23 protein-coding genes are annotated in these 21792 nt (G+C 73.6%); 12 read left to right on the top strand and 11 right to left on the bottom strand.

Going from position 1 to position 21792, the window contains the following annotated elements; all coding sequences use genetic code 11:
* The first annotated feature begins 56 nt into the window (after window positions 1-56).
* A complete protein-coding gene (locus ACH4E7_RS26395) occupies window positions 57-1001 on the top strand; it encodes a pseudouridine-5'-phosphate glycosidase (RefSeq protein ID WP_396251523.1) in 945 nt (314 codons plus the stop codon).
* A 12-nt stretch (window positions 1002-1013) separates the two neighbouring features.
* Complete coding sequence (locus ACH4E7_RS26390) at window positions 1014-1883, top strand: carbohydrate kinase family protein (protein WP_396251522.1); 870 nt, start codon at window positions 1014-1016, stop codon at window positions 1881-1883.
* 119 nt (window positions 1884-2002) lie between these two features.
* Here ACH4E7_RS26390 and polX read toward each other — a convergent pair whose 3' ends face one another.
* Together polX and ACH4E7_RS26380 are read right to left on the bottom strand one after the other, a co-directional pair.
* A complete protein-coding gene (gene polX, locus ACH4E7_RS26385; RefSeq protein ID WP_396251521.1) occupies window positions 2003-3778 on the bottom strand; it encodes a DNA polymerase/3'-5' exonuclease PolX in 1776 nt (591 codons plus the stop codon).
* Between the two features lie 64 nt (window positions 3779-3842).
* The gene (locus tag ACH4E7_RS26380) at window positions 3843-4532 is read right to left on the bottom strand and encodes a hypothetical protein (RefSeq protein ID WP_396251520.1); all 690 of its coding nucleotides are present in this window, start codon (window positions 4530-4532) and stop codon (window positions 3843-3845) included.
* A gap of 257 nt (window positions 4533-4789) precedes the next feature.
* On the opposite strand from ACH4E7_RS26380, the gene ACH4E7_RS26375 reads away from it, so the two are divergent.
* Both ACH4E7_RS26375 and ACH4E7_RS26370 read left to right on the top strand, forming a co-directional pair.
* A complete protein-coding gene (locus ACH4E7_RS26375) occupies window positions 4790-5407 on the top strand; it encodes an ArsR/SmtB family transcription factor (RefSeq protein ID WP_396251519.1) in 618 nt (205 codons plus the stop codon).
* A complete protein-coding gene (locus ACH4E7_RS26370) occupies window positions 5404-6720 on the top strand; it encodes an MFS transporter (RefSeq protein WP_396251518.1) in 1317 nt (438 codons plus the stop codon). Before ACH4E7_RS26375 ends, ACH4E7_RS26370 begins: the two co-directional genes overlap by 4 nt.
* A 133-nt stretch (window positions 6721-6853) precedes the next feature.
* Here the strand turns inward: ACH4E7_RS26370 and ACH4E7_RS26365 are convergent, their stop codons facing one another.
* Window positions 6854-7834 (bottom strand): DMT family transporter, encoded by a 981-nt coding sequence (locus tag ACH4E7_RS26365; RefSeq protein WP_396251517.1) that lies wholly within the window; start codon window positions 7832-7834, stop codon window positions 6854-6856.
* 356 nt (window positions 7835-8190) lie between these two features.
* On the opposite strand from ACH4E7_RS26365, the gene ACH4E7_RS26360 reads away from it, so the two are divergent.
* From ACH4E7_RS26360 to ACH4E7_RS26350, 3 genes are all read left to right on the top strand, one after another.
* Entirely contained in the window at window positions 8191-8454 is a 264-nt protein-coding gene (locus ACH4E7_RS26360) for a dsRBD fold-containing protein (RefSeq protein ID WP_396251516.1), read from the top strand.
* A gap of 451 nt (window positions 8455-8905) precedes the next feature.
* Complete coding sequence (locus tag ACH4E7_RS26355) at window positions 8906-9103, top strand: hypothetical protein (protein ID WP_396251515.1); 198 nt, start codon at window positions 8906-8908, stop codon at window positions 9101-9103.
* 268 nt (window positions 9104-9371) lie between these two features.
* Window positions 9372-9668: a barstar family protein gene (locus ACH4E7_RS26350; protein WP_396251514.1), complete on the top strand. Its 297-nt coding sequence runs from the start codon at window positions 9372-9374 to the stop codon at window positions 9666-9668.
* 612 nt (window positions 9669-10280) lie between these two features.
* Here the strand turns inward: ACH4E7_RS26350 and ACH4E7_RS26345 are convergent.
* Window positions 10281-11147, bottom strand: coding sequence for an alpha/beta fold hydrolase (locus tag ACH4E7_RS26345; protein ID WP_396251513.1), 867 nt, complete (start codon window positions 11145-11147; stop codon window positions 10281-10283).
* A gap of 141 nt (window positions 11148-11288) precedes the next feature.
* On the opposite strand from ACH4E7_RS26345, the gene ACH4E7_RS26340 reads away from it, so the two are divergent.
* Complete coding sequence (locus ACH4E7_RS26340; protein ID WP_396251560.1) at window positions 11289-11726, top strand: MarR family winged helix-turn-helix transcriptional regulator; 438 nt, start codon at window positions 11289-11291, stop codon at window positions 11724-11726.
* Between the two features lie 6 nt (window positions 11727-11732).
* Here ACH4E7_RS26340 and ACH4E7_RS26335 read toward each other — a convergent pair whose 3' ends face one another.
* Window positions 11733-12659 (bottom strand): AEC family transporter, encoded by a 927-nt coding sequence (locus tag ACH4E7_RS26335; RefSeq protein WP_396251512.1) that lies wholly within the window; start codon window positions 12657-12659, stop codon window positions 11733-11735.
* Window positions 12660-12820: 161 nt separating this feature from the next.
* Here ACH4E7_RS26335 and ACH4E7_RS26330 point away from each other — a divergent pair, with 161 nt between their 5' ends.
* Window positions 12821-13279 carry an HD domain-containing protein gene (locus tag ACH4E7_RS26330; RefSeq protein WP_396251511.1) on the top strand — a complete coding sequence of 153 codons (459 nt, stop codon included), beginning with the start codon at window positions 12821-12823 and terminating at the stop codon, window positions 13277-13279.
* 254 nt (window positions 13280-13533) lie between these two features.
* Here the strand turns inward: ACH4E7_RS26330 and ACH4E7_RS26325 are convergent, their stop codons facing one another.
* A complete protein-coding gene (locus tag ACH4E7_RS26325; RefSeq protein WP_396251510.1) occupies window positions 13534-13908 on the bottom strand; it encodes a transglycosylase SLT domain-containing protein in 375 nt (124 codons plus the stop codon).
* Between the two features lie 480 nt (window positions 13909-14388).
* Entirely contained in the window at window positions 14389-15936 is a 1548-nt protein-coding gene (locus ACH4E7_RS26320) for a carboxyl transferase domain-containing protein (protein ID WP_396251509.1), read from the bottom strand.
* Between the two features lie 291 nt (window positions 15937-16227).
* Between ACH4E7_RS26320 and ACH4E7_RS26315 the strand changes: the two genes are divergently transcribed.
* Window positions 16228-16620, top strand: a complete 393-nt coding sequence (locus tag ACH4E7_RS26315; protein WP_396251508.1) for a ribonuclease — start codon at window positions 16228-16230, stop codon at window positions 16618-16620.
* A gap of 79 nt (window positions 16621-16699) precedes the next feature.
* On the opposite strand, the gene ACH4E7_RS26310 is transcribed toward ACH4E7_RS26315, so the two are convergent.
* On the bottom strand, window positions 16700-17518 hold the full coding sequence (locus ACH4E7_RS26310; protein ID WP_396251507.1) for an MOSC domain-containing protein: 819 nt from the start codon (window positions 17516-17518) through the stop codon (window positions 16700-16702).
* A 121-nt stretch (window positions 17519-17639) separates the two neighbouring features.
* On the opposite strand from ACH4E7_RS26310, the gene ACH4E7_RS26305 reads away from it, so the two are divergent.
* Both ACH4E7_RS26305 and ACH4E7_RS26300 read left to right on the top strand, forming a co-directional pair.
* Complete coding sequence (locus tag ACH4E7_RS26305) at window positions 17640-18311, top strand: TetR/AcrR family transcriptional regulator (protein WP_396251506.1); 672 nt, start codon at window positions 17640-17642, stop codon at window positions 18309-18311.
* Window positions 18312-18502: 191 nt separating this feature from the next.
* The gene (locus tag ACH4E7_RS26300) at window positions 18503-19027 is read left to right on the top strand and encodes a universal stress protein (RefSeq protein WP_396251505.1); all 525 of its coding nucleotides are present in this window, start codon (window positions 18503-18505) and stop codon (window positions 19025-19027) included.
* A gap of 90 nt (window positions 19028-19117) precedes the next feature.
* Here the strand turns inward: ACH4E7_RS26300 and ACH4E7_RS26295 are convergent, their stop codons facing one another.
* From ACH4E7_RS26295 to ACH4E7_RS26285, 3 genes are all read right to left on the bottom strand, one after another.
* Complete coding sequence (locus ACH4E7_RS26295) at window positions 19118-19828, bottom strand: alpha/beta hydrolase family protein (RefSeq protein ID WP_396251504.1); 711 nt, start codon at window positions 19826-19828, stop codon at window positions 19118-19120.
* A gap of 361 nt (window positions 19829-20189) precedes the next feature.
* Window positions 20190-20795 (bottom strand): hypothetical protein, encoded by a 606-nt coding sequence (locus ACH4E7_RS26290; RefSeq protein WP_396251503.1) that lies wholly within the window; start codon window positions 20793-20795, stop codon window positions 20190-20192.
* Between the two features lie 174 nt (window positions 20796-20969).
* Entirely contained in the window at window positions 20970-21728 is a 759-nt protein-coding gene (locus ACH4E7_RS26285; protein WP_396251502.1) for a VOC family protein, read from the bottom strand.
* Window positions 21729-21792: the final 64 nt, after the last annotated feature.

Raw genomic sequence — 21792 nt, 5'->3', positions numbered from 1 at the left:
CATACGCTGATCGCACGTTGCCCCATCGCAGTGGCATCTCACAGGGAGCTCGCATCATGACCGGACTGCCCACCAGCACCCCCGCCATCAAGGTCTCCGATGAGGTCGCGCAGGCCGTCGCCGGCGGCCGCCCCGTGGTCGCCCTGGAGTCGACGATCTTCACCCACGGCCTGCCGCGGCCGCGCAACCTGGCCGTCGCGCTGGAGGCCGAGCGGCAGCTGCGGGAGGCGGGCGTCGTCCCGGCGACCATCGGGGTGCACGCGGGCGTGCCCACGGTCGGTCTGAGTACCGAGCAGATCACCGAACTGGCCGCCACCGACGGCCTGGACAAGGTCAGCCTGCGCGACCTGCCGGTGGTCGCCGCGCTCGGCCGGCACGGCGGCACCACCGTCGCCGCCACCGCCTTCCTGGCCCACCGCGCGGGCATCCGGGTCTTCTCCACCGGCGGCCTCGGCGGCGTCCACTTCGGCGCCTCCGAGAGCTTCGACGAGTCGGCCGACATGACCACCCTGGCCGCCACCCCGGTCACCGTGATCAGCGCCGGGGTGAAGTCCATCCTCGACATCCGGGCCACCCTGGAGCGCTTCGAAACCTTCAACATCCCCGTCATCGGCTACCGCACCACCAAGTACCCCGGCTTCTACATCACCGACTCCGGTCACGAGATCAACTACGCGGTCCAGTCGCCCGAAGAGGCCGCCAGGGTCATCGACGCCCGCGACCGGCTCGACCTGCCGCAGGCCGTCCTGATCGCCAACCCGGTCGACCCGGCCAAGCAGCTGCCACCGGAGGAGCTGGACGGCATCCTGGCCCGCGCCTGGGCCGAGGCCGAGCGCCGGGGCGTCACCGGCAACGCCTCCACGCCCTTCCTGCTCGACTACATCCAGCGCGACACCGGCGGCCGCAGCCTGGAGGTCAACGTCGAGGTCTACCGCGGCAACGTGCGCCTCGGCGGCGAGATCGCGACCGCCCTGGCCGCCAGCGCGTCGACCGGGGCCTGACCCGTGCTCGGGGTGCTCGGCGACCTCGTCGAGGACATCGTGGTCTGGGTCGACGGCCCGCTGCGCCACGGCACCGACTCCAGCGCCCGGGTCTTCCGGCGGCGCGGCGGCAGCGCGGCCAACGTCGCCTGCTTCGCCGTCGGGCAGTACCCGGCACGCTTCCTCGGCTGCGTCGGCCCGGACCCGGTCGGGGACGGCATCGTCGCCGAACTCGGCGGCCACGGCGTGGACGTACGGGTGCAGCGACACGGCCAGACCGGCAGCATCGTGGTCCTCATCGACCAGGACGGCGAGCGGACCATGCTTCCCGACCGCGGCGCCGCCACGCTGCTGGAACGCCTCCCGGACGAGTGGCTGACCGGCCTCACCCACCTGCACGTGCCCGCCTACTCCTTCGACGGCGCGCCGGTCGGCGCCACGGCGGTGGACGCGCTCGCGCGGGTCCGGCAGGCGGGCGGCACCACCTCGGTGGACGCCTCCTCGACCGGCATGCTGGAGCAGTTCGGACGGGAGCGGTTCCTCGCCCTGCTGGACGAGTTGGCGCCGACCTTCCTGTTCGCCAACCGCTCCGAGTCGGCCTTCCTCGGCCTGCTGGTGGACAGCCTGCCCGGGCCCGAGCGCGCCCGGCTGGCGGCCACCACCGTGGTCACCAAGTCCGGCGCCGAGGCGACCACCGTCGATGTGCCCGGCGAGGGCCTGTTCACCGTGCCGGTGCCTCCGGTCGCGGAGGTGCGCGACCTCACCGGGGCCGGGGACGCCTTCGCGGCGGGCTTCCTGGCCGGCTTCCTGGACACCGGGGACCTGCACCTGGCGGCCGGGCTCGGGCACCGCAGCGCGGCCCGGGTGCTGGCCTCGCCGGGGGCCTCGCTCGGCGGGTGTTAGCCGTGGGGCGGGCGGCTGACGGGGCGGGCGGCTGTCGGGGTGGACGGTTCGGCTGCGCGGGCCGCCTGCTCGTGCGGGGCCGGCTGCGCGCGCCGGGCCGCCTACGTGCGGCGGGCCGGCTACTCGCGCAGGGCGTCCTTGCGTAGGAAGTGCTTCAACTTCTGCCACGTCCAGGCGTTGATCACGTCCTCGGCGGTGAGCCAACCGCGCTGCGCCGTACCGATGCCGAAGCGCGGGTAGGCGAGGTGGCCGGTGGCGTGCGCGTCGCTGTCGATCGAGAAGCGCACGCCGTGCCGTTTGGCCCGCAGGATGTCCTCGTCACGCAGGTCGAGCCGCTGCGGGGAGCTGTTGATCTCGATCGCGGTGCCGGTACGCGCCGCGGCCGCGAACACCGCGTCCAGGTCGACGTCGATCGGCCCGCGCCGGCCGATCCGGCGGGTGGTGAGGTGGCCGATGACGTGCACGTACGGGTTCTCGCAGGCGCGGATCAACCGGCGGGTCTGGGCGGCGCGGTCGAGGGTGAAATGCGAGTGCACGGAGGCCACGCAGACGTCGAAGCCGGCCAGGAACTCGGGCGGCCAGTCCACCCCGCCGTCCGGGCCGATGTTCAATTCGGTGCCGTGCAGCAGGCGCAACTTCTTGTGACGGTCGGCCAGTCGGCGCAGCTGCTCGCGCTGGGCCAGCATCTTCTCGTCGGTCATCCGCTGCATCACCAGATCCGGCGCGTGGTCGGTGACGGCGTAGTAGGAGTAGCCGCGCGCGGCCGCCGCGTCGATCATCTCGGTGAGGGTGGCCAGCCCGTCGGTCAGGTCGGTGTGGGTGTGCAGATCGCCGCGCAGATCCGACTCCTTGATGAGGTCGGGGAGTTCACCGTTCAGTGCGGCCTCGATCTCGCCCCGGTCCTCGCGCAGTGTCGGGGGGATCCAGGGGAGGCCGAGTGCGGCATAGACCTCGTCCTCGGTCTCCGAGACGACCTTGACGCCCGCCTCCTTGCCGCCCGCCTTCGCTCTGCCGTCCTTCCCGGCTCCGCCGTCGACTTCGAACAGGCCGTACTCGGAGAGCTTCAGCCCGGCCCGCACCGCCATCGTGCGCAGCTTGATGTTGTGCGCCTTCGACCCGGTGAAGTAGACCAGCGCCGCACCCCAGTCCTCCTCGGGGACGACCCGCAGGTCCACCTGGACGCCCTGGGTGGTGTGGACCGAGGTCTTGGTCGGTCCGCTCGCGATCACCTCGGTCACGTACGGGAGTTCGGTGAGCGCGGCCATCAGCGGGGCGGAGTCGGCGGCGGTCGCCAGGACGTCGATGTCGCCCACAGTCTCGCGCATCCGGCGCAGCGAACCCGCGTACGCGCAACGGGTGCAGCCGGGGACGGCCGAGAGTGCCTCGACCAGCTGCTCGGCCAGTTCGGTGGCGGTGTCGAGCAGGGTCCGGCCGCCGGACCGCCGCATCAGCTCGATGCCGTGCAGGATCTTCTCGCCGCTGCGCTCGCCGAACCCGGCCAGGTCGGACAACTTGTCGGCGCGGACGGCCTCGGCGAGTTCGTCGACCGAGGCGATGCCGAGGTCGCGGTAGAGGGAGAGGGCGCGCTTGGGGCCGACGCTGGGGACGGCCATCATCTCCCGTACGCCGGACGGGATCTTGGCGCGCAAAGTCTCCAGGGCGGTCATCTTTCCGGTGGCGAGGTACTCGGCGATCTTCTCGGCGGTGGACTTGCCGACGCCGGGGATCTGTTGCAGTCCCTTGACGTCCAGGTCGGCCAGGTCCTCGGGGTGGCCGCCGACCGCGCGGGCGGCCTTCTCGTAGGCGCGGGCCCGGAAGGCGTCCCCGCCGGTGATGTTGATCAGGTCGGCGTACTCCTGGAGCAGCTCCCTGACCTGGTCGTTGAGCCGGGGCATGGGGCAAGTCTAGGTTCGGTGGCCGCTACTCGCCGTGCGGTCGGGCAGTCGGGCAATCGGTCGGTCAGTCGTGCGCGACCGTCAGCAGCAGGACCACGGTCAGGCCGCCGCCGGGAGTGGGCTCGACCGCGAGCCGGCCGCCCGCCGCCAGCACCAGGCTGTGCAACGCCGGGCCCACCGGCCCGGTGGCGCGTACGCCCGCCAGCAGCCATTCGCGGGCCTCGGGCGGCTCGTACGACCCGCGGTCGGAGATCCGGATCTCGACCCGTTCCCGCTGGTGCGCCGTGGTACCCCGCCCGGCCGCCGCCCGGGGTGCCGTCGGGCCGGTGCGCGCGACCTCGGCCCGGACCAGCACCCGGCCGCCCAGCGGGCTGCGCCGGATCGCGTGGTCGACCAGCCCGGCTATCGCGGCCTCCATCCGCCGGGCGTCCCCGGCCACCACCGGCAGCCCGGGCGCCACCCGGACCGTGACCGCCGTCGCCCGGCCACCGCCGCGCACCACCCGGCGCACCACCTCGGCGACCTGGACGTGTCGCGCCTGGGGCTCGCACCCGGCGTGCCGACCGGTCCAGCGCAGCCGCTCCATCTCGGTGCGGGAGAGCGTCCGGGGTGAGGCCATCGCGACCGGCGGGACTTGGCCGAGGCCCTCGGGCGTGGCCTCGATGCCCTTGCGTTCGGTGCCGCCCGCGCCGCCGAGCGCGCCGAGCGCCCGGGCCCCCGAAGCGACGTAGCCCCAGAGCTTCCCGCGTGCCATCGCCCTGCCCCTCGTGCCTGACCGGCGGCCGTCATCGTTTCCGCGGCCGACCGGGACGGGCCGCTCCCGGGCCCTGCTGCCAGCCTGCTCCTCGTCCGCCCGGGTGACAATCCGGCTTCGGGACGCAAACCGGGCACCGGCCCCCGCCGAGCGGCAGGCCTGGCACCCGCCGACCGGCGGGGCCGTCCGCTCCACTGCAAAGAACTCTTCGCAAAAAACCTTTGCAAACTCTTCTTTGCGGTCCTACGCTCCTGTCCATGACCGAAGAAGGCGGCTGGAAGCACAGCGAGGACCCGCACATCGCCATCACCGCCAAGGGCATGCGGGCGATGGCGCACCCCGTGCGCATGCAGCTGGTCGGGCTGCTGCGCAAGCACGGCCCGTCCACGGCGACGAGGCTCGCCGCGCAGCTCGGGCTCAACTCCGGGGCCACCAGCTACCACCTGCGCCAGCTCGCCGCTGCGGGCTTCGTCGAGGAGGACCGGGAGCGGGGCAACGCCCGTGAGCGCTGGTGGCGTTCGGCCCACCGGCTGACCGTTTGGACGGGGGACGACATGGCGGACGAGGAGCCCGACACGGCCGTCGGCATCCTGCGGTCCGTCCTGGCCGCGCACACCATGACCGGCCAGCGCACGCTCGACGCCTTCGAGACCATGCCGCGCGAGTGGCGCCGGGTGACGGACTTCAGCGACCGGATCCTGCAGCTCACTCCCGCCGAGGCCGAGCAGCTGGCCGGCGAGCTGTCCGACGTGATCGGGCGCTACCGCCGGATCGACGTCGGTGAGCCGGTCCCGGAGGGCGCCGAGCAGGTCGCCGTGATCGTCCACGTCCTGCCGGACCCGAGCACCACCACGACCGAGGGGGAAACCGTATGACCACCACCGCCGTCGATCCGCCCGTGCGCAGCTTCCGGCCGCTGGCCGGGGTGCTCGCCGCCACGGCGGTCTCCCTGACCGGGACGCGCGTCTCGGCCATCGCTCTGCCGTGGTTCGTTCTGGCGACCACGGGCAGCGCCACCATGACCGGCCTGGTCGCCTTCGCCGAGATGACACCGTACGTGCTGGTCAAGGCGCTGACCGGGCCCCTGGTCGACCGGCTCGGGCCGCGTGTGGTGTCCTGGACGACGGACGCGGTGAGCGCCGTCGCGGCCGGCCTGGTTCCGCTGCTGCACGCGCGCGGACTGCTGCCGTTCTGGCTGCTGCTCGCGATGGTCGCGGTGATCGGTGCGATGCGCGGCCCGGGTGACTTGGCCAAGTCGGTCATGGTCCCGGAGGCGGCCGATCACGCCCGCGTGCCGATGGAGCGTGCCACCGGGCTCTCCGGCGTCACCGAACGGCTGGCCTCCACGGTCGGTCCGGCGGTCGGCGGTGGGCTGGTCGCGCTGCTGGGGCCGCTGGCCGGGCTGGCGGTCAATGCGGGCACCTTCGCGCTCGGCTCGCTGATCATCGCCCTGGCGCTGCCGCGCGGCATGGGGCGTCCGGCGGTGCCCGGTGCGGTCGCGTCGTCGTCCGGGCCGACGAGGGAGGGGGAGCATGGCGGCTATTGGCGGATGTTCCGCGAGGGCTTCACCTTCCTGCGGTCCGAGCCGCTGCTGCTCGCCGTGATCGTGATGGTCGGCATCACCAATCTGCTCGACGCCGGCTTCTCGACCGTCCTCGTCCCGGTCTGGGCACGGGAGTCCGGCAACGGCCCGGCCGCCATCGGTCTGACCGCCGGTGTCATGGGTGCCACGGCAGTCGTCGGCAGCCTGATCGCGGCGGCCGTCGCCTCGCGCCTGCCCCGGCGGACGGTCTTCTTCGTCGGCTTCCTGCTGTGCGGCGCGCCTCGCATCCTGGTGCTCGCCCTCGGTGTGCCGATGTGGGTGGTGGTCACGGTCTTCGCGGTCGGCGGCTTCGGCTCCGGCTTCCTCAATCCGATCCTCGGCGCCGTCCTCTTCGAACGGGTGCCCCGCCACCTCCTCGGCCGCGTCCACGCCCTCGGCGACTCCCTGGCCTGGGCCGGCATCCCCCTGGGCGGTCTCCTCGCGGGCGGCGCCGTCGCACTGGTCGGCCTGATACCCAGCCTGCTCACGGTCGGGGTCCTGTACTTCGCCACCACGACGCTGACCGGGCTGCGGCCGGAGTGGCGGGAGATGGACCGATCGCGGGGGCACGGGGACACCGCGGCTGTCGGGCAGGCTCGCGCATAGTCCACCGACTACCCGATCGACCACCCGCTGCGGTCAGCCGGACCGTCGGGCGCGGACCAGGCACGCCACCCCGACGCCCGCGACCACCCGTGGACCACGGCGTCCGCCTGCGCGCTCCGGGACATCGGTCCGCCTACTCGCCCGTCCTGTCCCGGCCCTTCGCGTCCCTGTCCTTCTCGTCCCTGTCCTTTGCGTCCCGGTCCTGTTCGCTCTTGTCGCCGGGCTCGTCCTCCGGCAACACCCCGACGCTCTCCAGGGTCTCCCGGACGGTGCCCGGCATCGCCGGGTGCCGTCCGATCACGATCACCCCGATCACGATGGCCAGCAGCCCGGCCGCCTGCCAGGCCAGCGCGCCCGGGGTCACCCGCAGCCGGTCGCCGAGGAAGCCGACCGCGCAGGCGATCCCGGCCAGCGGCTGGGCGGCGGTCAACGCGGGCAGGGACATCCGCAGCGGCGCGGCCTCGAAGGCGCTCTGAACCAGCAGCAGTCCGATCACGCCCGCCGCCACCACCGCGTACGGCTGCCAGGTGCGCAGCACCGCGGCCAAGCCCTCGTGGTCGAGGCGCTGGGTGGTGGTGCGGGTCAGTGCGTCCTGCAGACCGTAGAGCAGCCCGGCGGCGAGTGCCAGCAGCGTGGCCTCCTCGAACAACGGCAGCCGCCGGGCGAGCGAGACCAACAGCAGGGTCAGCCCGACCACCGTGCCGACCACCAGCCAGTGCCGCAGCTCCCCGGCGGGTGGCCCGCCCCCGGTGGGTTGCCCGGCCACGATGAACGCCGTCACCCCGAGGCCGAGCAGCAGCACTCCGGCCCAGCCGGAGCGGCCCAGCGTCTGACGGGTCAGCACCCGGGAGAGCGCCATGGCGAAGAGCAGGTTGGTCGCCAGCAGCGGCTCGACCAGGGACACCTGGCCCTGGTTGAGCGCGAGCGCGGAAAGGAGCAGCCCGCTGACCATGAACCCGGTGCCGAGCAGCCACTCGGGCATCCGCATCAGGTCCAGCAGCAGACGCCAGTGGAGCAGGTCGGTACGCGGGGCCCGCTGCGCCGCGTGCTGCTGGAGGACGAAGCCGAGTCCCAGACAGCAGGCCGCGCTGAGGGCGAGGAGGAAGACCGCCACGGAGGGACCACCAGGTTGTCGCTGCCCCCGCGCCGCGCCGGCTGGTCCGGGTGCGGTCGGCGGTCGCGGCGCGCTTCCGTCAGCGTACCGCCCGGGGCACGGGCCAGGCCGATCGGCGCGGAAAGACCGTGGCCCGGGGCCGAGGAAAGGGCGGCCCGGGAACCGGCGACACTGCGGTTTCGGGGGTCGGCGACACCGCGACACGGGGATCAGGCACACGATGGCCCGGGCGTCGCAACGGCCGCGCTTGCCGCTACGGGTGGGGCAGGCGCACGCTGGTGTGAGCGGCCGCCACGGGCCCTCCGTCCGTGCCGGTCCCGACAGGCGCGACGGGGGCCGGCGCCAGGAGGTGTGGCATGCACAACCAGTGGGACGTGGAGCTGAGCTTCGAGGAGGACGGCGTGCACACGGCGTGCAACGCCAGGCTGGTCGGTGCGAGGGCGCCGGGCCTGAGCGCGCACGGCGAGGCAGTGAAGAGTGCGGAGGACCGTCCGCTCGCCAGGATCGGCGAGGAGTACGCGGCCTCCCGCGCGCTGGAGGAACTGTCCCGCAAGCTGCGGGCCCAGGCCACCGGGGAGATAGAGGACGAGGGGCACCGCCCGGGCTACCTGATCTACTGACCCTGGCGGCTCTCCGCCTTGTCGACTCGTAGACCCTTCCAAGGGGTCGGGGCGGCCGTACAAGCGCGGCCGCCCTGCCCCGGGTACAACAGGACCGGCTCAGCTCCAGGGGTTGGCCGGCTGGTCGCTGGTGACCGTCCAGAAGCGGGTGTCGGCGGTGAGGCTGCCGGTGGCGCCGGAGCGACCAGCCCTCACCGCCGTGGAACGCGGCCATCCGACAGTCACCACCGAAGGAGTCCGCGCACAGCTCGTCGGCGACCTCCCGGCTGGTCAGCTCGGAGCCGACCGTCGGCGTGGTCGCCGCCACCTCGCCGCCCGCCCAGCTGTGGAAGCCGGTGGCCGGGATCCCGTCCGGGGCCGGTCGGCCGTTCACCCGGCTGCAGGGCACCGGCAGTTCGGTCCCGGGGCCGGTGTCCCCGAGGTAGGGGTTGCTGAGGCTGTCGGTCCCGATGTGCACCGAGCTGCCAGCGCGAGCAGCAGCGCCGCGACCCGGATCACCTCGGCGGGCCGCCCGGTCCGGTGCCCGGTGGCGGCCGACCGCGCCACCCCCGGCGCCCCCGGTACGATCGCCGCCCGCGCCGCCGTCTCCAGCGACGCCCGCCCTGATGCCGAGCCGCCCCACCCCGGGCCGCCGACACCGCCCACGTGACATGCGACGTCACAGCGGCCAACACAGCCGCCAACACCGGCTCGGCCAGGAACGTCCCGATGACGACACCGACCCAACGGGCGGGCCCCATCGCCGACAACGCATCCCGCGCCGCGTCCCCGCCCCCAACGTCCACGCCGACTTCAGCACCCGAATCGCGCACACCACCGTCGGCGCCGTCACATGAGCAGCACTCACCTGCGATCCGCCGCACGCCGTGGTCTCGGTCACCCGGCAACACCAGGGTGGGGCTGAGTAGTCTGCTGCGATGACGGACAGCGAACTGATCGTGGACCTGCGCGGCCGACCGATCGAGACACTCGACGACTTCTGGGACGCGGTGAGCGAGCCGTGCGGGCTGCCGACGTGGTTCGGCCGGAACCTGGACGCGTGGTCGGACACGATCGAGACCCGTGGCATCTCCGAGGTGATCGACAGCCACGACGTCCTTACCGTGCACGTCGACCAGCGGGGACTCTTCGCAGGGAACCGGCAGACGGCCCAGGTCCTGGCCGAGATCTTCGACGGGGAGCAGAACCGGCTCGTCGTCCACCCGTTGACCTGACGGACCCGTTGAGGACGGCCCGGAGTCGAAGAGCGGCTTGACGGGCGATCGTGAGCTCGGCTGCCCCGGAACCGGGCAACGACATGGAAGCCTGGCGGGCGGGCTCCGGCGGCTCCGGCGGCTCCGGCGGGGTCGGCCGCACGCGGTGACCGACCGTGTCGGCGGGCTGGTGGGATGACGGCCCGGATGCGGCTGCGACGAAGGCACCCACAGGCCGCGCGGGCCGCTTACGCGCGACTGGCCAGGAGGCCGTCGCAGATGCGCTGTACGCGGTAGCGCGGCTCCGAGATCGGAGCCGCGCGGCATGCTCCGGCGGGCGGCGATCGGCTTGATGCCCCGCGTCCACGGCAGGAGGCGGATTCGAACCCGGTCGTCCGACACCGACACCGACGGTGGCCCCTTCCCCACGGTCTACTCGACGAGCCACCGGATGAACCGGCATGGGCTCGAAGCCGCTGATCGGTCGAGGGCGGCCGAACGTCCTCCTGCGCGGGAAGTCGGACCCGCCGACTTCCCGGGCGGGCTTCGAGGCGCGGCGAAGGAAAGGCGTAGGCGTGGGGGCGTCGGCTTGGGGCGTTCGCTCGGCTCGTTGTGATGCTGCGCCGCACCGGTTCAGGGGCGGGCGGGGCGCAGGAAGTCCAGGACGTGGCGGTTGACCTCCGGCGCGGCAGCGGTGGGGAGGGAGTGGTGGGAGGTGCCCGGGAGGATGGCGATGGTGGCGTGGGGGACGGCGTGGCGGGTGGCTTCGGCGGTGTGGTGGGGGTTGTGGGGGCGGGAGTTGGCGGCGTAGAGGGTGAGGAGGGGAGTGGTGAGGCTGTGGAGGCGGGCGGGGGTGGGGCGGGGGCCGGTGATGACGGGGGAGGCGGGGAAGTCCGCGTAACCGAGGGCGTACAGGTCGCGCCAGGCGGGGTCGAGGCCGTGGCCGCCGGCGGATTCCCAGTCGAGGTAGGAGCGCGCGCGGGCCGGGGTGCGGCGGGGGAGGAAGAGGGGGAGGGCGCGTAGGAGGTAGCCGGGGCGGAAGCCGGTGAAGCACTGGGTGGGGTCGAGGAGGGCGAGGCGGCCGACCCGGGTGGGGGCGTGCAGGGCGTATTGCAGGGTGATCCAGGCGCCGTAGGAGTGGGCGCAGAAGTCGGCCTCGGGGACGCCGAGTTGGTCGAGGACGGCGTCCAGCCAGCCGAGCAGGCCGGGGAGGTCGCGCAGTGGGGCGCCGTCGTGGATGCTGCGGCCCGGGTCGCCGATGAGGTCGACGGCGAGGACGCGGTGGCCGGCCTCGGCCCAGGCGCCGGCGTTGGCGAACCACATGGTGGAGGTGGCGCCGCCGCCGTGGAGGAGGACGAGGGGGCGGCCGTCGGTGGGGCCGCAGGCGTTGATCCGGGTGGTGCCGTGCGGGGTGCGGACGGCGAGGGGTTCGACCGGGACGGGCCAGCGGGCGAGCAAGGCGTCGTAGGCGGCGAGGAAGGGGGCGGTGCGGGTGGACATGATGGGCCTCCGCAGTGTGGTGTGATCACCGACTGGGTCGGATAATGAATCACTTGTTGGGCGAGTATCTCGCTGAACGAGAGAATACTGGCATGCGACTGCCCGAGGAAGGACGACAGGGTGTCCGAGGTTGAGGAGCCGATGCGGCTGGTCCATCTGCTGCGTGGTCTGACGGTCGAACTCGACCTGTTCGGGGCCGAGTTCGCGGCCCGGAACGGCCTGCATCCGACCGATCTGCGGGCGCTGATCCACCTGCTGGACGCTGCCCGGGCCGGAGAGGCGGTCACCCCGGGGCGGCTCGGGGAGGCGCTGCGGTTGAACTCGGCGGGGACCACCGGGCTGGTGGACCGGCTGGAGCGGCTCGGGCTGATCCGCCGTGAGCGCGATCCGCGGGACCGGCGGAAGGTCCGGCTGGTGGTGGAGGAGCGGGCGATGGAGCTGGGGCAGGGCTTCTTCGGCGGCCTGATCGGGGACCTGGTGGCGGAGATGGGCCGGTTCGACCCGGCGGAGCTGGCGACGGCCCGGCGTTTTCTGGAGGCGATGACCGCTGTCGTGGCCGCCGCCCGGGGCGGGAGTTGAGACGGGCTACGCGGGCCCGAGGGCCCAGCTGATGACGGACAGGGTCGCCATCGAGATCAGCGTCGACCAGAGCACCGCGTCCCGGGCGAGGACGGAGCCCTGCCCGTACTCGCGGGCGTAGGTGTAGACGTTCTGCGCCGTCGGCAGCGCGGAGAAGAGCACCACGGTGAGCAGCTGATGGGGCGGCAGGTGGAGCAGCGGGCCCGCCACGGCGAGGGCGGCGAGCGGCTGGACCAGGGTCTTGATCGCGACGGTCAGCCCGACCTCGGTACGGCGCGAACGGCCGTCGGCGGGCGGGCGGTTGTGCAGGGACATGCCGAGGGCGATCAGGGCGGTGGGTACTCCGGCGCCGCCGAGCAGTTCGCCGGAACGGTTCAGCTCGGCGGGCAGGTGCAGCCCGGTCGCGGAGACGACGGCGCCGAGTGCGGTGGCGAGCAGGATCGGGTTGCGCAGCGGCAGGGTGAGCAGGGCCCGGCGGCCGGCCGCGCCGCTGTCCAGGACGGCGAGGACGGCGGGGGTGACCAGCAGGATCTGGAACAGCACCACGGGAGCGACGAAGGACGCGTCGCCGAGGACCTGCATGGTCACGGGTATGCCGAGGTTGGCCGAGTTGACGTAGCCGGAGGCCATCGCGCCGATGGCCAGTTCGCCGGGCTTGCGTCGGAAGAGCAGGCGTCCGGCGAGCAGTCCGAGGCCGGTCGCGACGGCGGTGCCGGCCGCGAAGGCGAGCATCGAGGAGTTGGCGAAGCGGTCCAGCGGGGTGCGGGCGATCATCAGGAAGAGCGCGGCCGGCATCGCGACGTGGAAGACGAACCGGTTCAGCACCACTTCGGCCTGCGGCCCGAGCAGTCCGGTGCGGCCGACGAGGTAGCCGATCCCGGTCAGGACCCAGATCGGGGCGAAGCCGGACAGCAGCGGATGCAGGGATGGCATGGTTCCTCGGGTCGCTCGGACGGGTCTGCCGGGTGCGGCGGCATGGGTAGCCCGCCAGAGGGCCGCCAACCCCCGGGGCGGTGGCCCCCAGGCGCCGTCGGAGCCCCGGGGCAGTTAACCAGCAGCCGCCACCGCGAAGATCACGGGCCTACGATGAGCCGATGGAGCAGCAGTATCTGAGCCTGTCCGAGGTGGAGGACGTCGCACGTCGCGCCCACCAGGGGCAGGTCGACAAGAACGGGCATCCGTACAGCGAGCACATCGTGGCGGTCGCCGCCGGGACGGCCGCACGCGGCGGGAGTGAGGCGCAGATCGCGGCAGGCTGGCTGCACGACACCGTCGAGGACGACCGGCTGAGCCGGGAGTGGCTGGCGGCGGCCGCGCTGCCGGCGGAGACCAAGGCGATCGTGGACGCGCTCACCCGCCGCCCGGATGAGCCGGTGGAGGAGTACACCGCGCGCATCCTGGCCACGCCCGGCGCGCTGCTGGTCAAGCGGGCCGATCTGGCGCACAACTCCGACCCGGCCCGGCTGGCCTCGTTGGACCGGGCGACCGCCGAGCGGCTGGCCGCCAAATACGCGCGGATGCGCGAGCTGCTCGGGCTCACCGGCGAGCTGTGAACCGGGGAGCTGTGAAACGGCGGGCGGTGAACCGGGGGGCTGCGAACGGCGGGCTGTCAGCCGGGAGTCGTGAACCGGAGAGCCCCGAACCGGGGAGCTGTGAGCGGCTGGGAAACCACGGGAGGGCCCGGGCCACGCGGATCGCGCGGGCCCGGGCCCTCTCGGGTCACCCCGGTGGTCCCTGTCCGACCCCCGGGGTGAGGGGAGAGTGGTCAGGAGACGGGTGGAAGCCGGTACGCCGGTGGTCGGTCGGCTTAGTACCAGTGGTGGGTCTGCCAGAAGGCCCAGGCGGCGTTCGGGCTGCCGTAGCGGGTGTTCATGTAGTTCAGCGCCCACTTGATCTGGGTGCGCGGGTTGGTCTTCCAGTCCTTACCCGCGGAGGCCATCTTGGAGGCCGGCAGCGCCTGACCCAGACCGTAGGCGCCCGAGCTCGGGTTGGTCGCGTGCACGTTCCAGCTGGACTCGTGGAAGATGATGTGGCTGAACGAGGCCAGCTGGTTCGCCGGGACGATCTGGGCGGCGATGGTCTTCGGGGACACGGTGGCGGCGTTCGCGGTGGCGGGCAGAACGCCTGCGCCCAGGGCGCTCAGACCGGCGGTGCCGGCGAGGATCGTGGCGGAAGTGCGCATACGGAGCTTGAAAGCGGGCATGTAAAACGGGACCTCAATCAGGTTGGGCCGAGTCACGCCCCACCCAGGACCGCGGCCGGACAGGGGCCATGACGGTCGCAGGGGCGTGACTTGGCGGTGAGCCGTTCACCGGCGGGACAGGGGCCGGTGCGGCTGACGACGAGAGCCATTGTTGCCAGACCGGGGAGGCTGCAGCCAAGACCCCCTGGTTACGACGCCCGGTCGTACGCGCGGCGGGCGCCGTGGATTCGAAGGGGCGGCGGTGGTGGGTGCCCGGACCGGTGCTGACCTGGGAAAGCATCGGTCGGGCGGCGTCCCGGGCGATGGCCTGTCAAGCACCGGGGAGTCGCCACTACCGCCCGTCGTAGGCTCGATTCGTCTGTGAGCGCACTCACCGTTCGGGCACGGCGGCTGTCACCGGACGGCCCGGTCACGCCACTTTGGGTGCAGACGATCTGTGCCCGGCGCCACACCTCGGCGTCACAGCCCGGAGGTGTCGCCTCGCCGAGCGTCGCCCAGCCGCCGGTGCCGGGCGGCCCGGGCCGCGAGCCGGTCCGTCTCCCCGGTGGCGGCCAGGGTGTCGAGCGCCGTACCGATGGCGGCTCCCATCCGGGCGCAGAAGGCCTTCGGCTCCTCGGCGGCGTCCGGCAGCTCCGGCACCACCTGGTCCACCAGCCCGACCTCCGCCAGCTGGTGCGCGCCGATGCCCTGGGCGCGGGCCAGCTCGGCGGCGTGCTCGCCGTCCCGGTGGACGATCGCCGAAGCGCCCTCCGGCGGTAGCGGCGCGAGCCAGGCGTGCCCGGCGGCGAGTACGCGGTCGGCCGGGAGCAGTGCCAGCGCGCCGCCGCCGGAGCCCTGGCCGAGCAGGACGGCGAGGACGGGCGTGCGTAGCGCGAGCAGGGTGGTCAGGCAGTGCGCGATCTCCACCGCGATCCCGTCCAGCTCGGCCTGGGCGGAGAGCTCGGCCCCGGCCGTGTCCACCACGGTGACCAGCGGGAGCCCCAGCTGCTCGGCGAGCCGGGCGCTGCGACGGACGGCCCGCAGGTCGGCGGCGGTGAAGGGGCGCTCGTGCTCCGGGCTCTGCCGCTGCTGGCCGACGACCAGGACGGGCCGGCCGCCGAGTACGGCGAGGGCCCGGACCAGCGCACCGCCGCGGCCGCCGGGCGCGTCCAGCAGCACCAGCTCCTCGGCGGTGCGGCGGAGCAGCTCGCGGGTGCCGGGGCGGTCGGGGCGGCGGGTGCGGCGGACGGAGTCCCACGCGTCGGGGTGCTCGTCGGCCTCGACCTCCTCGACGTGGGCGACGCCCGTACCGGCGTGGGCGGCGTCCGGATGAGGGGGAGGAGTCGTGCCGAGGACGGCGAGCGTGCGGCGGAGCAGCTCGCGCAGCTCCTGCGGTGGCACCACGGCGTCCACCAGCCCGCGCTCGGCCAGCGTCTCCGCCCGCTGGACATCCGCCGGCAGCTCCACGCCGCGCAGCTCCTCGTAGACCCGCGGGCCGAGGAAGCCGAGCCGGGCGCCGGGCTCGGCGAAGACCAGCTGGCCGAGCGTGCCCCAGGAGGCGAAGACCCCGCCCATGGTGGGGTTGCGTAGATAGGTGAGGTAGGGGAGGCCGGCCGCGCGGTGCGCCTGGACGGCGGCGGTGATGCGGAGCATGCAGAGGAAGGCCGCCGATCCCTCCTGCATCCTGGTGCCGCCGGAGACCGGCAGGGCGAGCAGCGGCAGCCGCTCGGCGGTGGCGCGCTCGACGGCCCGGGTGATCTGTTCGGCGGTGGCGACGCCGATCGAGCCGCCGAGGAAGCGGAACTCGGAGGCGACCAGGGCGACCGGCCGTCCGTCGATCAGGCCGAGGCCGGTGAGCACGGCCTCGTCCAGGCCGGTGCGTTCGCGGGCCCGGTCGAGTGAGGCGCGGTAGCCGGGGTCGGCGAGTGGCCCGGCCGGAGGTTCGTCCCAGCTGCGGAAGCCGCCCGGGTCGACCAGCAGTCCGATCAGCTGGTGCGCCGTCAGCGAAGTGCCCGCTCCCGTACCCATGTCCACCCCGTCAGAGATCGTTCCGGCCCGACACGGTGCGCCACTCTATGCGGCGTCGGTGACGCCTTGTGGGAGGGCCGTGAAGGTGTGAGCAGGCCGACAGGGCCGCTCTCGGTAGTTCGACGGCGGTCGACCCAAGGGCGGTGCCGACGGTTCGTGGACGGCTTCGGGGAGGGGGCTCCTGGGGGTGGGCGTACGGGTGAAGTCGCTGGTGGGGCGGGTGAGTTACCCGTGGGTAAAAAGTTGACTGAGGGCTTCCGGAGTTGTCGGTGGCCCGCCACACTGATGGGCATGACCCGCACTCTACGCGCGTGGAAGACCCGCGCCGCCGCCATCACCGCCGTCGCCCTGATGACCCTCGCCCCCGTCGCCGTCGCCACCGACGCGCACGCCGACGTGAGCGGCACGGTGTGCCTGTCCACCCTTCCGCCGGAGGCCACGGACACCCTCAACCTGATCGCCACCGGCGGGCCGTTCCCGTACTCGCAGGACGGCGTGGTGTTCCAGAACAGAGACAGCGTCCTGCCCGGCCAGTCCTACGGGTACTACCACGAGTACACCGTCATCACCCCGGGCGCCCCGACCCGCGGCGCCCGCCGGATCGTGACCGGCCAGCAGGACCAGGAGGACTACTACACCGGCGACCACTACGCCACGTTCTCCCTGATCGACCAGACCTGCTGACACCTCCCGGCACGACCGCGGCCCCGGCGGACCTCCCCGCCGGGGCCACGGGCGTACCGGGAACGGTCCAGGACGTGCCCTACAGTTCGGACGCCCCCCAGGCGCTCACCGCCAGCTCGTCCCCGACCCGCAGCGTGCCCGGCCGCAGCACCGCGAACTTGCTGCCGAACGCCACCCCGCCGGCCGCCGCCCGACGGTAGCGGGCCAGTGTGCGCAGCGGCTCCGGGCCGGCCTTGGCGCCGGTCGACTGGTCCACCAGCGTCACCGCACAGCGGATCGCCAGCTTGGTGTACCCCAACTCGGCTCCGCCGACGGCGAATCGGCGGAGCAGGTCCTCGGTGTGCGGCTCCGGCCAGCCGTCCACCACCAGGTTCGGACGGAACCGGTCCAGCGACAGCGGGGCCTCGCCGGAGCGCGCGTTGAAGTCGTCCAGAGAGGAACGCGACAGCAGGTGCACGGCGGAGCTGTCGGCGAAACCTGAGGTCCCCGGGGTCAGCCCGTCGGTCACCCGGTCGTGCTCCGGCGGCACCCGGACCAGCCGGCTGGGGGCGCCCAGCACCTCGGAGAGCCATCCGGCGGCCTCCTCGCCCTGGTCGATGCCCAGATAGGGGCTGTCGAACATCCGCACCTCGCGGCGCGGACCCCCGGTGTCCACGGCGAACGCCACCGGCTCCACCCCGGGCGCGGCCAGGGCCAGCCGATCGCCGTCGCCGAGGACGCTCGGACGCACCGTGGCCAGCAGCCGGTCCCGGCGCTGGGAGCGGAACACGCCCTTCGCGTCCACCACCATGAACGAGCGATCATGGGCCAGCCCGGCCCGGGTGAGTTCCGCCTGCTCCACCACCACCCCGGCGCAGCCCTTCACCGGGTAGTACCGCAACTCCGTCACCGTGGCCATCAATCCCCCGTACCCTCCGGCCGTTTCGGACTTGACTTCTCCGTTTCCCCTCAGGGTAGTTGTCGGCGCGGGTGTCGAGCCGCTGAACGCCGGGGGGCCGTCCGGTTGCTAGGGTCGGGGCATGGCACCGAGCAGCGCGAACCCCCCGGGACGGCTCCGGCGCGACGCGCAGCGCAACCGCGACCTGCTGCTCGCCGCCGCCCGCGACATGTTCTCCCGCCACGGCCTCGACGTCCCCCTGGACCAGATCGCCAAGGAGGCCGGAGTCGGCAACGCCACCCTCTACCGGCACTTCCCGACCCGCGAGGCGCTGATTGCCGAGGTCTTCGCGGACGCCGGGGCCGGTCTGGCCGCAGCGGGGGAGGAGGCGCTCGCCTCCGAGGACGCCTGGGCCGGACTGGAACGCTACTTCGGGGGGATCTTCGAACTCGTCGCCGCCGACCGGGGCATCAACGACCTGGTCACCCAGGCCATCCCCACCATCCCCGGCATGATCGAGATCAGCCGCGGGCACGCCGCCACCGTCGGTGCCCTCATCGCCCGCGCCCAGGAGCAGGGCACCATGCGGCGCGACGTCGTCACCATGGACCTGCTCTTCCTGCTCGGCCCGCTCTGCCGCGCCCTGCCCGCCGCCGCCGAGCTGCGCCCCGACCTCTGGCGCCGCTACCTCGCCCTGCTGCTGGACGGCTTCCGCGCGCAGGCCACCCACCCGCTGCCGGTCCCGCCGATCGGCGAGGAGCACCTGGACAGGATGTTCGCCGACCTGTGGGAGACGGAGCCGCCGGAGGCCTGACGGGCCCCGCGGGCATCAGGGACGCGTACGGAACGTCGGGCGCGGCGTCAGAGCCGTGTCAACGGGCGGGGCCGGGCGGGTGTCGGCGGCTTTGCTGGGGTCACACAGCAGGGACCGGTCGGGTGCGGACGACATGGTCCGGATCGGATCGGTTTGGTTCGGTGACGCGGGCGGAGAGGCAGGGGCGGGCCATGGCGGACACGGGTGCGGACGGGGGCCGGCTCGTGGTCGGCGTCAGCGGCTCACTCGGCAGCCTCGCCGCCCTCCACCACGCGGTCGCCGAGGCCCGGCGCGTGGACGTCGAGGTGCTCGCGGTGCTCTGTTGGACCCCGCCCGGTGACGAACTCGGATACCGCCGCTCCGTCTGCCCGCCGGTGCTTAACACCGGCCGTGACGCCGCCGTCGCGCGGCTGCGGCGGGCGCTCGACGAGGCCTTCGCCGGGCGCCACGCCGGCGCCCGGCTGCGCTGCCAGGCCGTCCGCGGGGAGACCGGTCACAGCCTGGTGCGCTGCGCCGACCGGCCCGGGGACGTCCTGGTGCTCGGCGCGAGCCGGGAGCGCGGCTGCCTGTCCCGGCTGATCCGGCCGTCGGTCACCGCCTACTGCGTGCGGCACGCCACCTGCCCGGTGCTGACCGTGCCGCGGCCGCCGCTCCAGCGGGACCTGGAGGCGCTGGAACGCGGTGACGGGCTGCGGGAGTTGGTGGCGGGGAACTGAGCCCTGCGGCCGGTGGAGCGTCCTTCGGCCGGTGGACCCGTCCTACGGTCGGTGGCCCGCAGCGCGGTCGGAGGCGTCCGGGGCGTCCGGCTACGGCAGTCCGGCGGCCCGGGCGAGGACGGCGGCGGTGCGGCGGCCGGCGCTCAGGGTGTCGGGGTCCGTGGCGGGGAGGCAGCGCTTGGCCTCGGGACTGTAGGCGGTCATGATCACGCCGGCGTGGTCGGTGGGGAGTTCGAGCAACTCGGCCGTCGGTACCACGGCGTGCAATCGGCGGGTGAGTTCCGCCGGAACCACCTCGTCCGCCGTGCCGTGCACCAGGTGGATCGGGACGGGGGAGGGGCTTGCCGTGAGCAGGTCCAGCGGGCAGTCGCCGGTGGTGGCGGCCGGGCGGCCGTACGCGGAGGCGATGCCGACGGCGGCGGTGGGACGCAGCTCGGCGGGGGTCCCGGGGTGGGTGGCCACGGCGATCGCCTCCCGGCCGCCGAGCGACCAGCCGGCCAGGACGAAGCGCTCCGGGCCCCCGCCGTACGCACCGGCGTTGCGGCGGGCGAAGGAGAGGGAGGCGAGCAGCTCGGCGCGGCCGCCGTCCTCGCGGTCGGAGCGCCAGTCCGGGACGAGCACCAACAGGCCGAGCCCGGCGGCCTCCTGGGCGAGCGTTCCCATCACGTCGCGCTCGTCGGGGCCCGAGCCGTGCCAGAGCAGCACGACCGGGGCGGGCCCGGCGGTGCCGGCGGTCGGGCGGTGGACGTCCAGCAGCCGTCCGTCCGCATACGGAACGACCTCGGGTTGAGCGCTCGTCATGCCGGTTTCGCCTCCGATTCGGTGCCTGATCACGGAGCTGCTACTGTACTTCCTGTCGCGAGGGAGATGATTCCTCGTCAGGCGTCAGCGGTGCTACCAGAGCACGTCCTACTTTCAGTAGGGAGAGTCCGTGCAACCCGGGCCTGGCGCTCCACTGTCGGACGGGGTCCGGTACCTATTCAGGTATCGGACCCCGTGCGCGTTCCCGGGCGGAGCCGGGTTCAGGACGGCTGGCGGTCGGAGCCCAGTTCGTGGGAGATCCGCAGGCCGACCTGGGCGAGGTCGGCGGGCAGCCGGGGTCCCGTCGGAGACGGGAAGTCCCGAAAGGCCTTGAGGGCGTAGCCGGCGCGGTTCGGGCGGCTCAGGAGACGAAGCCGATGACCCCGTACTCCTCGACTTCCTGCGCCCTGCGGAGCCAGCCGAGGACCTCCCCGACGGCCTCGGCCACCTCGCGCTCCAGCGCCGGCGTGCGGCCCTCGCGCTCGGCGAGCTCGAACTGCCGGAGCGCCCCCCGGCACTGCTCGGGAGACCACTCGCCGCAGGACACCTCGGCGCAGTAGGGGAGTTCGGTGGGGAAGTCGCTGCCGTACTGGAAGTCCGAGACCGAGACGGCGGTGACGCCGTACGCGCGCAGGCCCTGGTCGACCTCGTCCAGCCACAGGCCCCGGAAGGGGCCGAAGGAGCGGTTGTCGAGGACGGACGCGTCGATCCTGCAGAGGCGCTGGTACGCGTACCCGTACTGGAACGCGTGCTCCTTGTCGAACGGCCCGCCGTACACCACCGCGCGCAGTGCTTCGTAGGCGCTGGGGGCGCCGTCCGCGATCTGGTCGGCGAACTCCTGGTCGGCGCGGTCCAGGCCGGTGCCGAAGAACCCGCGTACCTCTTCGAGCACGGCCTCGCTGGCGCAGCCGGCCAGGGTGTGCTTGTCCTCGAGGTTGGTCAGATACACGGTCAGGAAGGAACTCATGGGCTCACCGTAGCGGCAGTGACGGACAGCCTGCTCATGGGCCCGGTGGGTCGGCGGTGGCCGTGGGCGAACGCGTGCTCCTCACCGGCGAGTTGGGGGCAGTGGAGTTGGGGCGGCCGGGTCGAGCCGCTCGCGCACCGGTTCGCCCTTGCGCGGTTGTGGCTGCCGGTCGTCTCAGGCGGCCTCCGCGGACTCGTCGGGTGGGACGGCGATCAGGACGAACTCCGCGCCGGCGCCGTCCCGGACCAGCGCCGAGCGGCCGAAGGGAGTGGGTGCGGGGTCGGTGAGGACGGTGCCGCCGAGGGCGCGGAGTCGGGCGGCGGTGCGGTCGGCGTCGGCCGTCCCGAACTGGATGCGCCAGGCGGCGGTGGCCTGCGGTGCGCCGGAGGGGCCGATGCTGCAGGCGGGCAGGCCCGCGACCCGGGCGAGGGTGTGGCCGGCGCGGGGGCGGTCGTAGCCGTAGCCGAAGGCGCGGCGGTAGAAGGCGCGGGCGGCGTCCGGGTCGGGGGAGAGGTGCTCGTTCCAGGTGGGTGTGCCCGGCTCGTTGACCAGTCCGGCGCCCTCGACGGCCTCGCCCTGCCAGAGGCCGAAGGGCGCGCCGAGCGGATCGACGGCGAGGGCCGCGCGGCCCTGGTCGGGCACCTCGTACGGCTCGCGGGTGATCCGGCCACCGGAGGCCCGGATCTGCGCGGTGGTGCGGCGCAGGTCGGGGCAGGCGAGGTAGGTGGTCCAGGCGGCGGCCGGGGCGACGGGTGACGAGGTGATCGCCGCGACCTGGGCGCCGTGGCGGGTGGCGACCGCCTCGCCGGGGCCGGTCGGGACGAACTCCCAGTCGAACAGCGCGCCGTAGAAGCGCTCCGCCCGCGGGACGTCCGGGGTGGTCAGTACGACCCAGCACGGGACGCCCTCGCGGTACCTGCCCGCCTTCGGCATACGCCCTCCTGGTGCCGTCGGCCCCACTCGCCAGCCTCCGCGTCCGACCGGCGGGCGGCAAGCG

The sequence above is a fragment of the Kitasatospora sp. NPDC018058 genome (genome assembly GCF_044327205.1).
Lineage (GTDB): Bacteria > Actinomycetota > Actinomycetes > Streptomycetales > Streptomycetaceae > Kitasatospora.
This window is presented reverse-complemented; position numbering and strand designations above follow the sequence as displayed.

Excerpts from the sequence above, each read along its gene's own strand:
- ACH4E7_RS26340 (WP_396251560.1), top strand. The coding sequence starts at position 11,289 with ATGCGGCTGGTCCATCTGCTGCGTGGTCTGACGGTCGAACTCGACCTG.
- polX (WP_396251521.1), bottom strand. The coding sequence starts at position 3,778 with ATGCCCCGGCTCAACGACCAGGTCAGGGAGCTGCTCCAGGAGTACGCC.
- ACH4E7_RS26310 (WP_396251507.1), bottom strand. The coding sequence starts at position 17,518 with ATGGCCACGGTGACGGAGTTGCGGTACTACCCGGTGAAGGGCTGCGCC.
- ACH4E7_RS26300 (WP_396251505.1), top strand. The coding sequence starts at position 18,503 with ATGGCGGACACGGGTGCGGACGGGGGCCGGCTCGTGGTCGGCGTCAGC.
- ACH4E7_RS26345 (WP_396251513.1), bottom strand. The coding sequence starts at position 11,147 with ATGTCCACCCGCACCGCCCCCTTCCTCGCCGCCTACGACGCCTTGCTC.
- ACH4E7_RS26325 (WP_396251510.1), bottom strand. The coding sequence starts at position 13,908 with ATGCGCACTTCCGCCACGATCCTCGCCGGCACCGCCGGTCTGAGCGCC.
- ACH4E7_RS26330 (WP_396251511.1), top strand. The coding sequence starts at position 12,821 with ATGGAGCAGCAGTATCTGAGCCTGTCCGAGGTGGAGGACGTCGCACGT.
- ACH4E7_RS26375 (WP_396251519.1), top strand. The coding sequence starts at position 4,790 with ATGACCGAAGAAGGCGGCTGGAAGCACAGCGAGGACCCGCACATCGCC.
- ACH4E7_RS26350 (WP_396251514.1), top strand. The coding sequence starts at position 9,372 with ATGACGGACAGCGAACTGATCGTGGACCTGCGCGGCCGACCGATCGAG.
- ACH4E7_RS26315 (WP_396251508.1), top strand. The coding sequence starts at position 16,228 with ATGACCCGCACTCTACGCGCGTGGAAGACCCGCGCCGCCGCCATCACC.
- ACH4E7_RS26360 (WP_396251516.1), top strand. The coding sequence starts at position 8,191 with ATGCACAACCAGTGGGACGTGGAGCTGAGCTTCGAGGAGGACGGCGTG.
- ACH4E7_RS26320 (WP_396251509.1), bottom strand. The coding sequence starts at position 15,936 with ATGGGTACGGGAGCGGGCACTTCGCTGACGGCGCACCAGCTGATCGGA.
- ACH4E7_RS26285 (WP_396251502.1), bottom strand. The coding sequence starts at position 21,728 with ATGCCGAAGGCGGGCAGGTACCGCGAGGGCGTCCCGTGCTGGGTCGTA.
- ACH4E7_RS26370 (WP_396251518.1), top strand. The coding sequence starts at position 5,404 with ATGACCACCACCGCCGTCGATCCGCCCGTGCGCAGCTTCCGGCCGCTG.
- ACH4E7_RS26335 (WP_396251512.1), bottom strand. The coding sequence starts at position 12,659 with ATGCCATCCCTGCATCCGCTGCTGTCCGGCTTCGCCCCGATCTGGGTC.
- ACH4E7_RS26290 (WP_396251503.1), bottom strand. The coding sequence starts at position 20,795 with ATGAGTTCCTTCCTGACCGTGTATCTGACCAACCTCGAGGACAAGCAC.
- ACH4E7_RS26305 (WP_396251506.1), top strand. The coding sequence starts at position 17,640 with ATGGCACCGAGCAGCGCGAACCCCCCGGGACGGCTCCGGCGCGACGCG.
- ACH4E7_RS26395 (WP_396251523.1), top strand. The coding sequence starts at position 57 with ATGACCGGACTGCCCACCAGCACCCCCGCCATCAAGGTCTCCGATGAG.
- ACH4E7_RS26380 (WP_396251520.1), bottom strand. The coding sequence starts at position 4,532 with ATGGCACGCGGGAAGCTCTGGGGCTACGTCGCTTCGGGGGCCCGGGCG.
- ACH4E7_RS26295 (WP_396251504.1), bottom strand. The coding sequence starts at position 19,828 with ATGACGAGCGCTCAACCCGAGGTCGTTCCGTATGCGGACGGACGGCTG.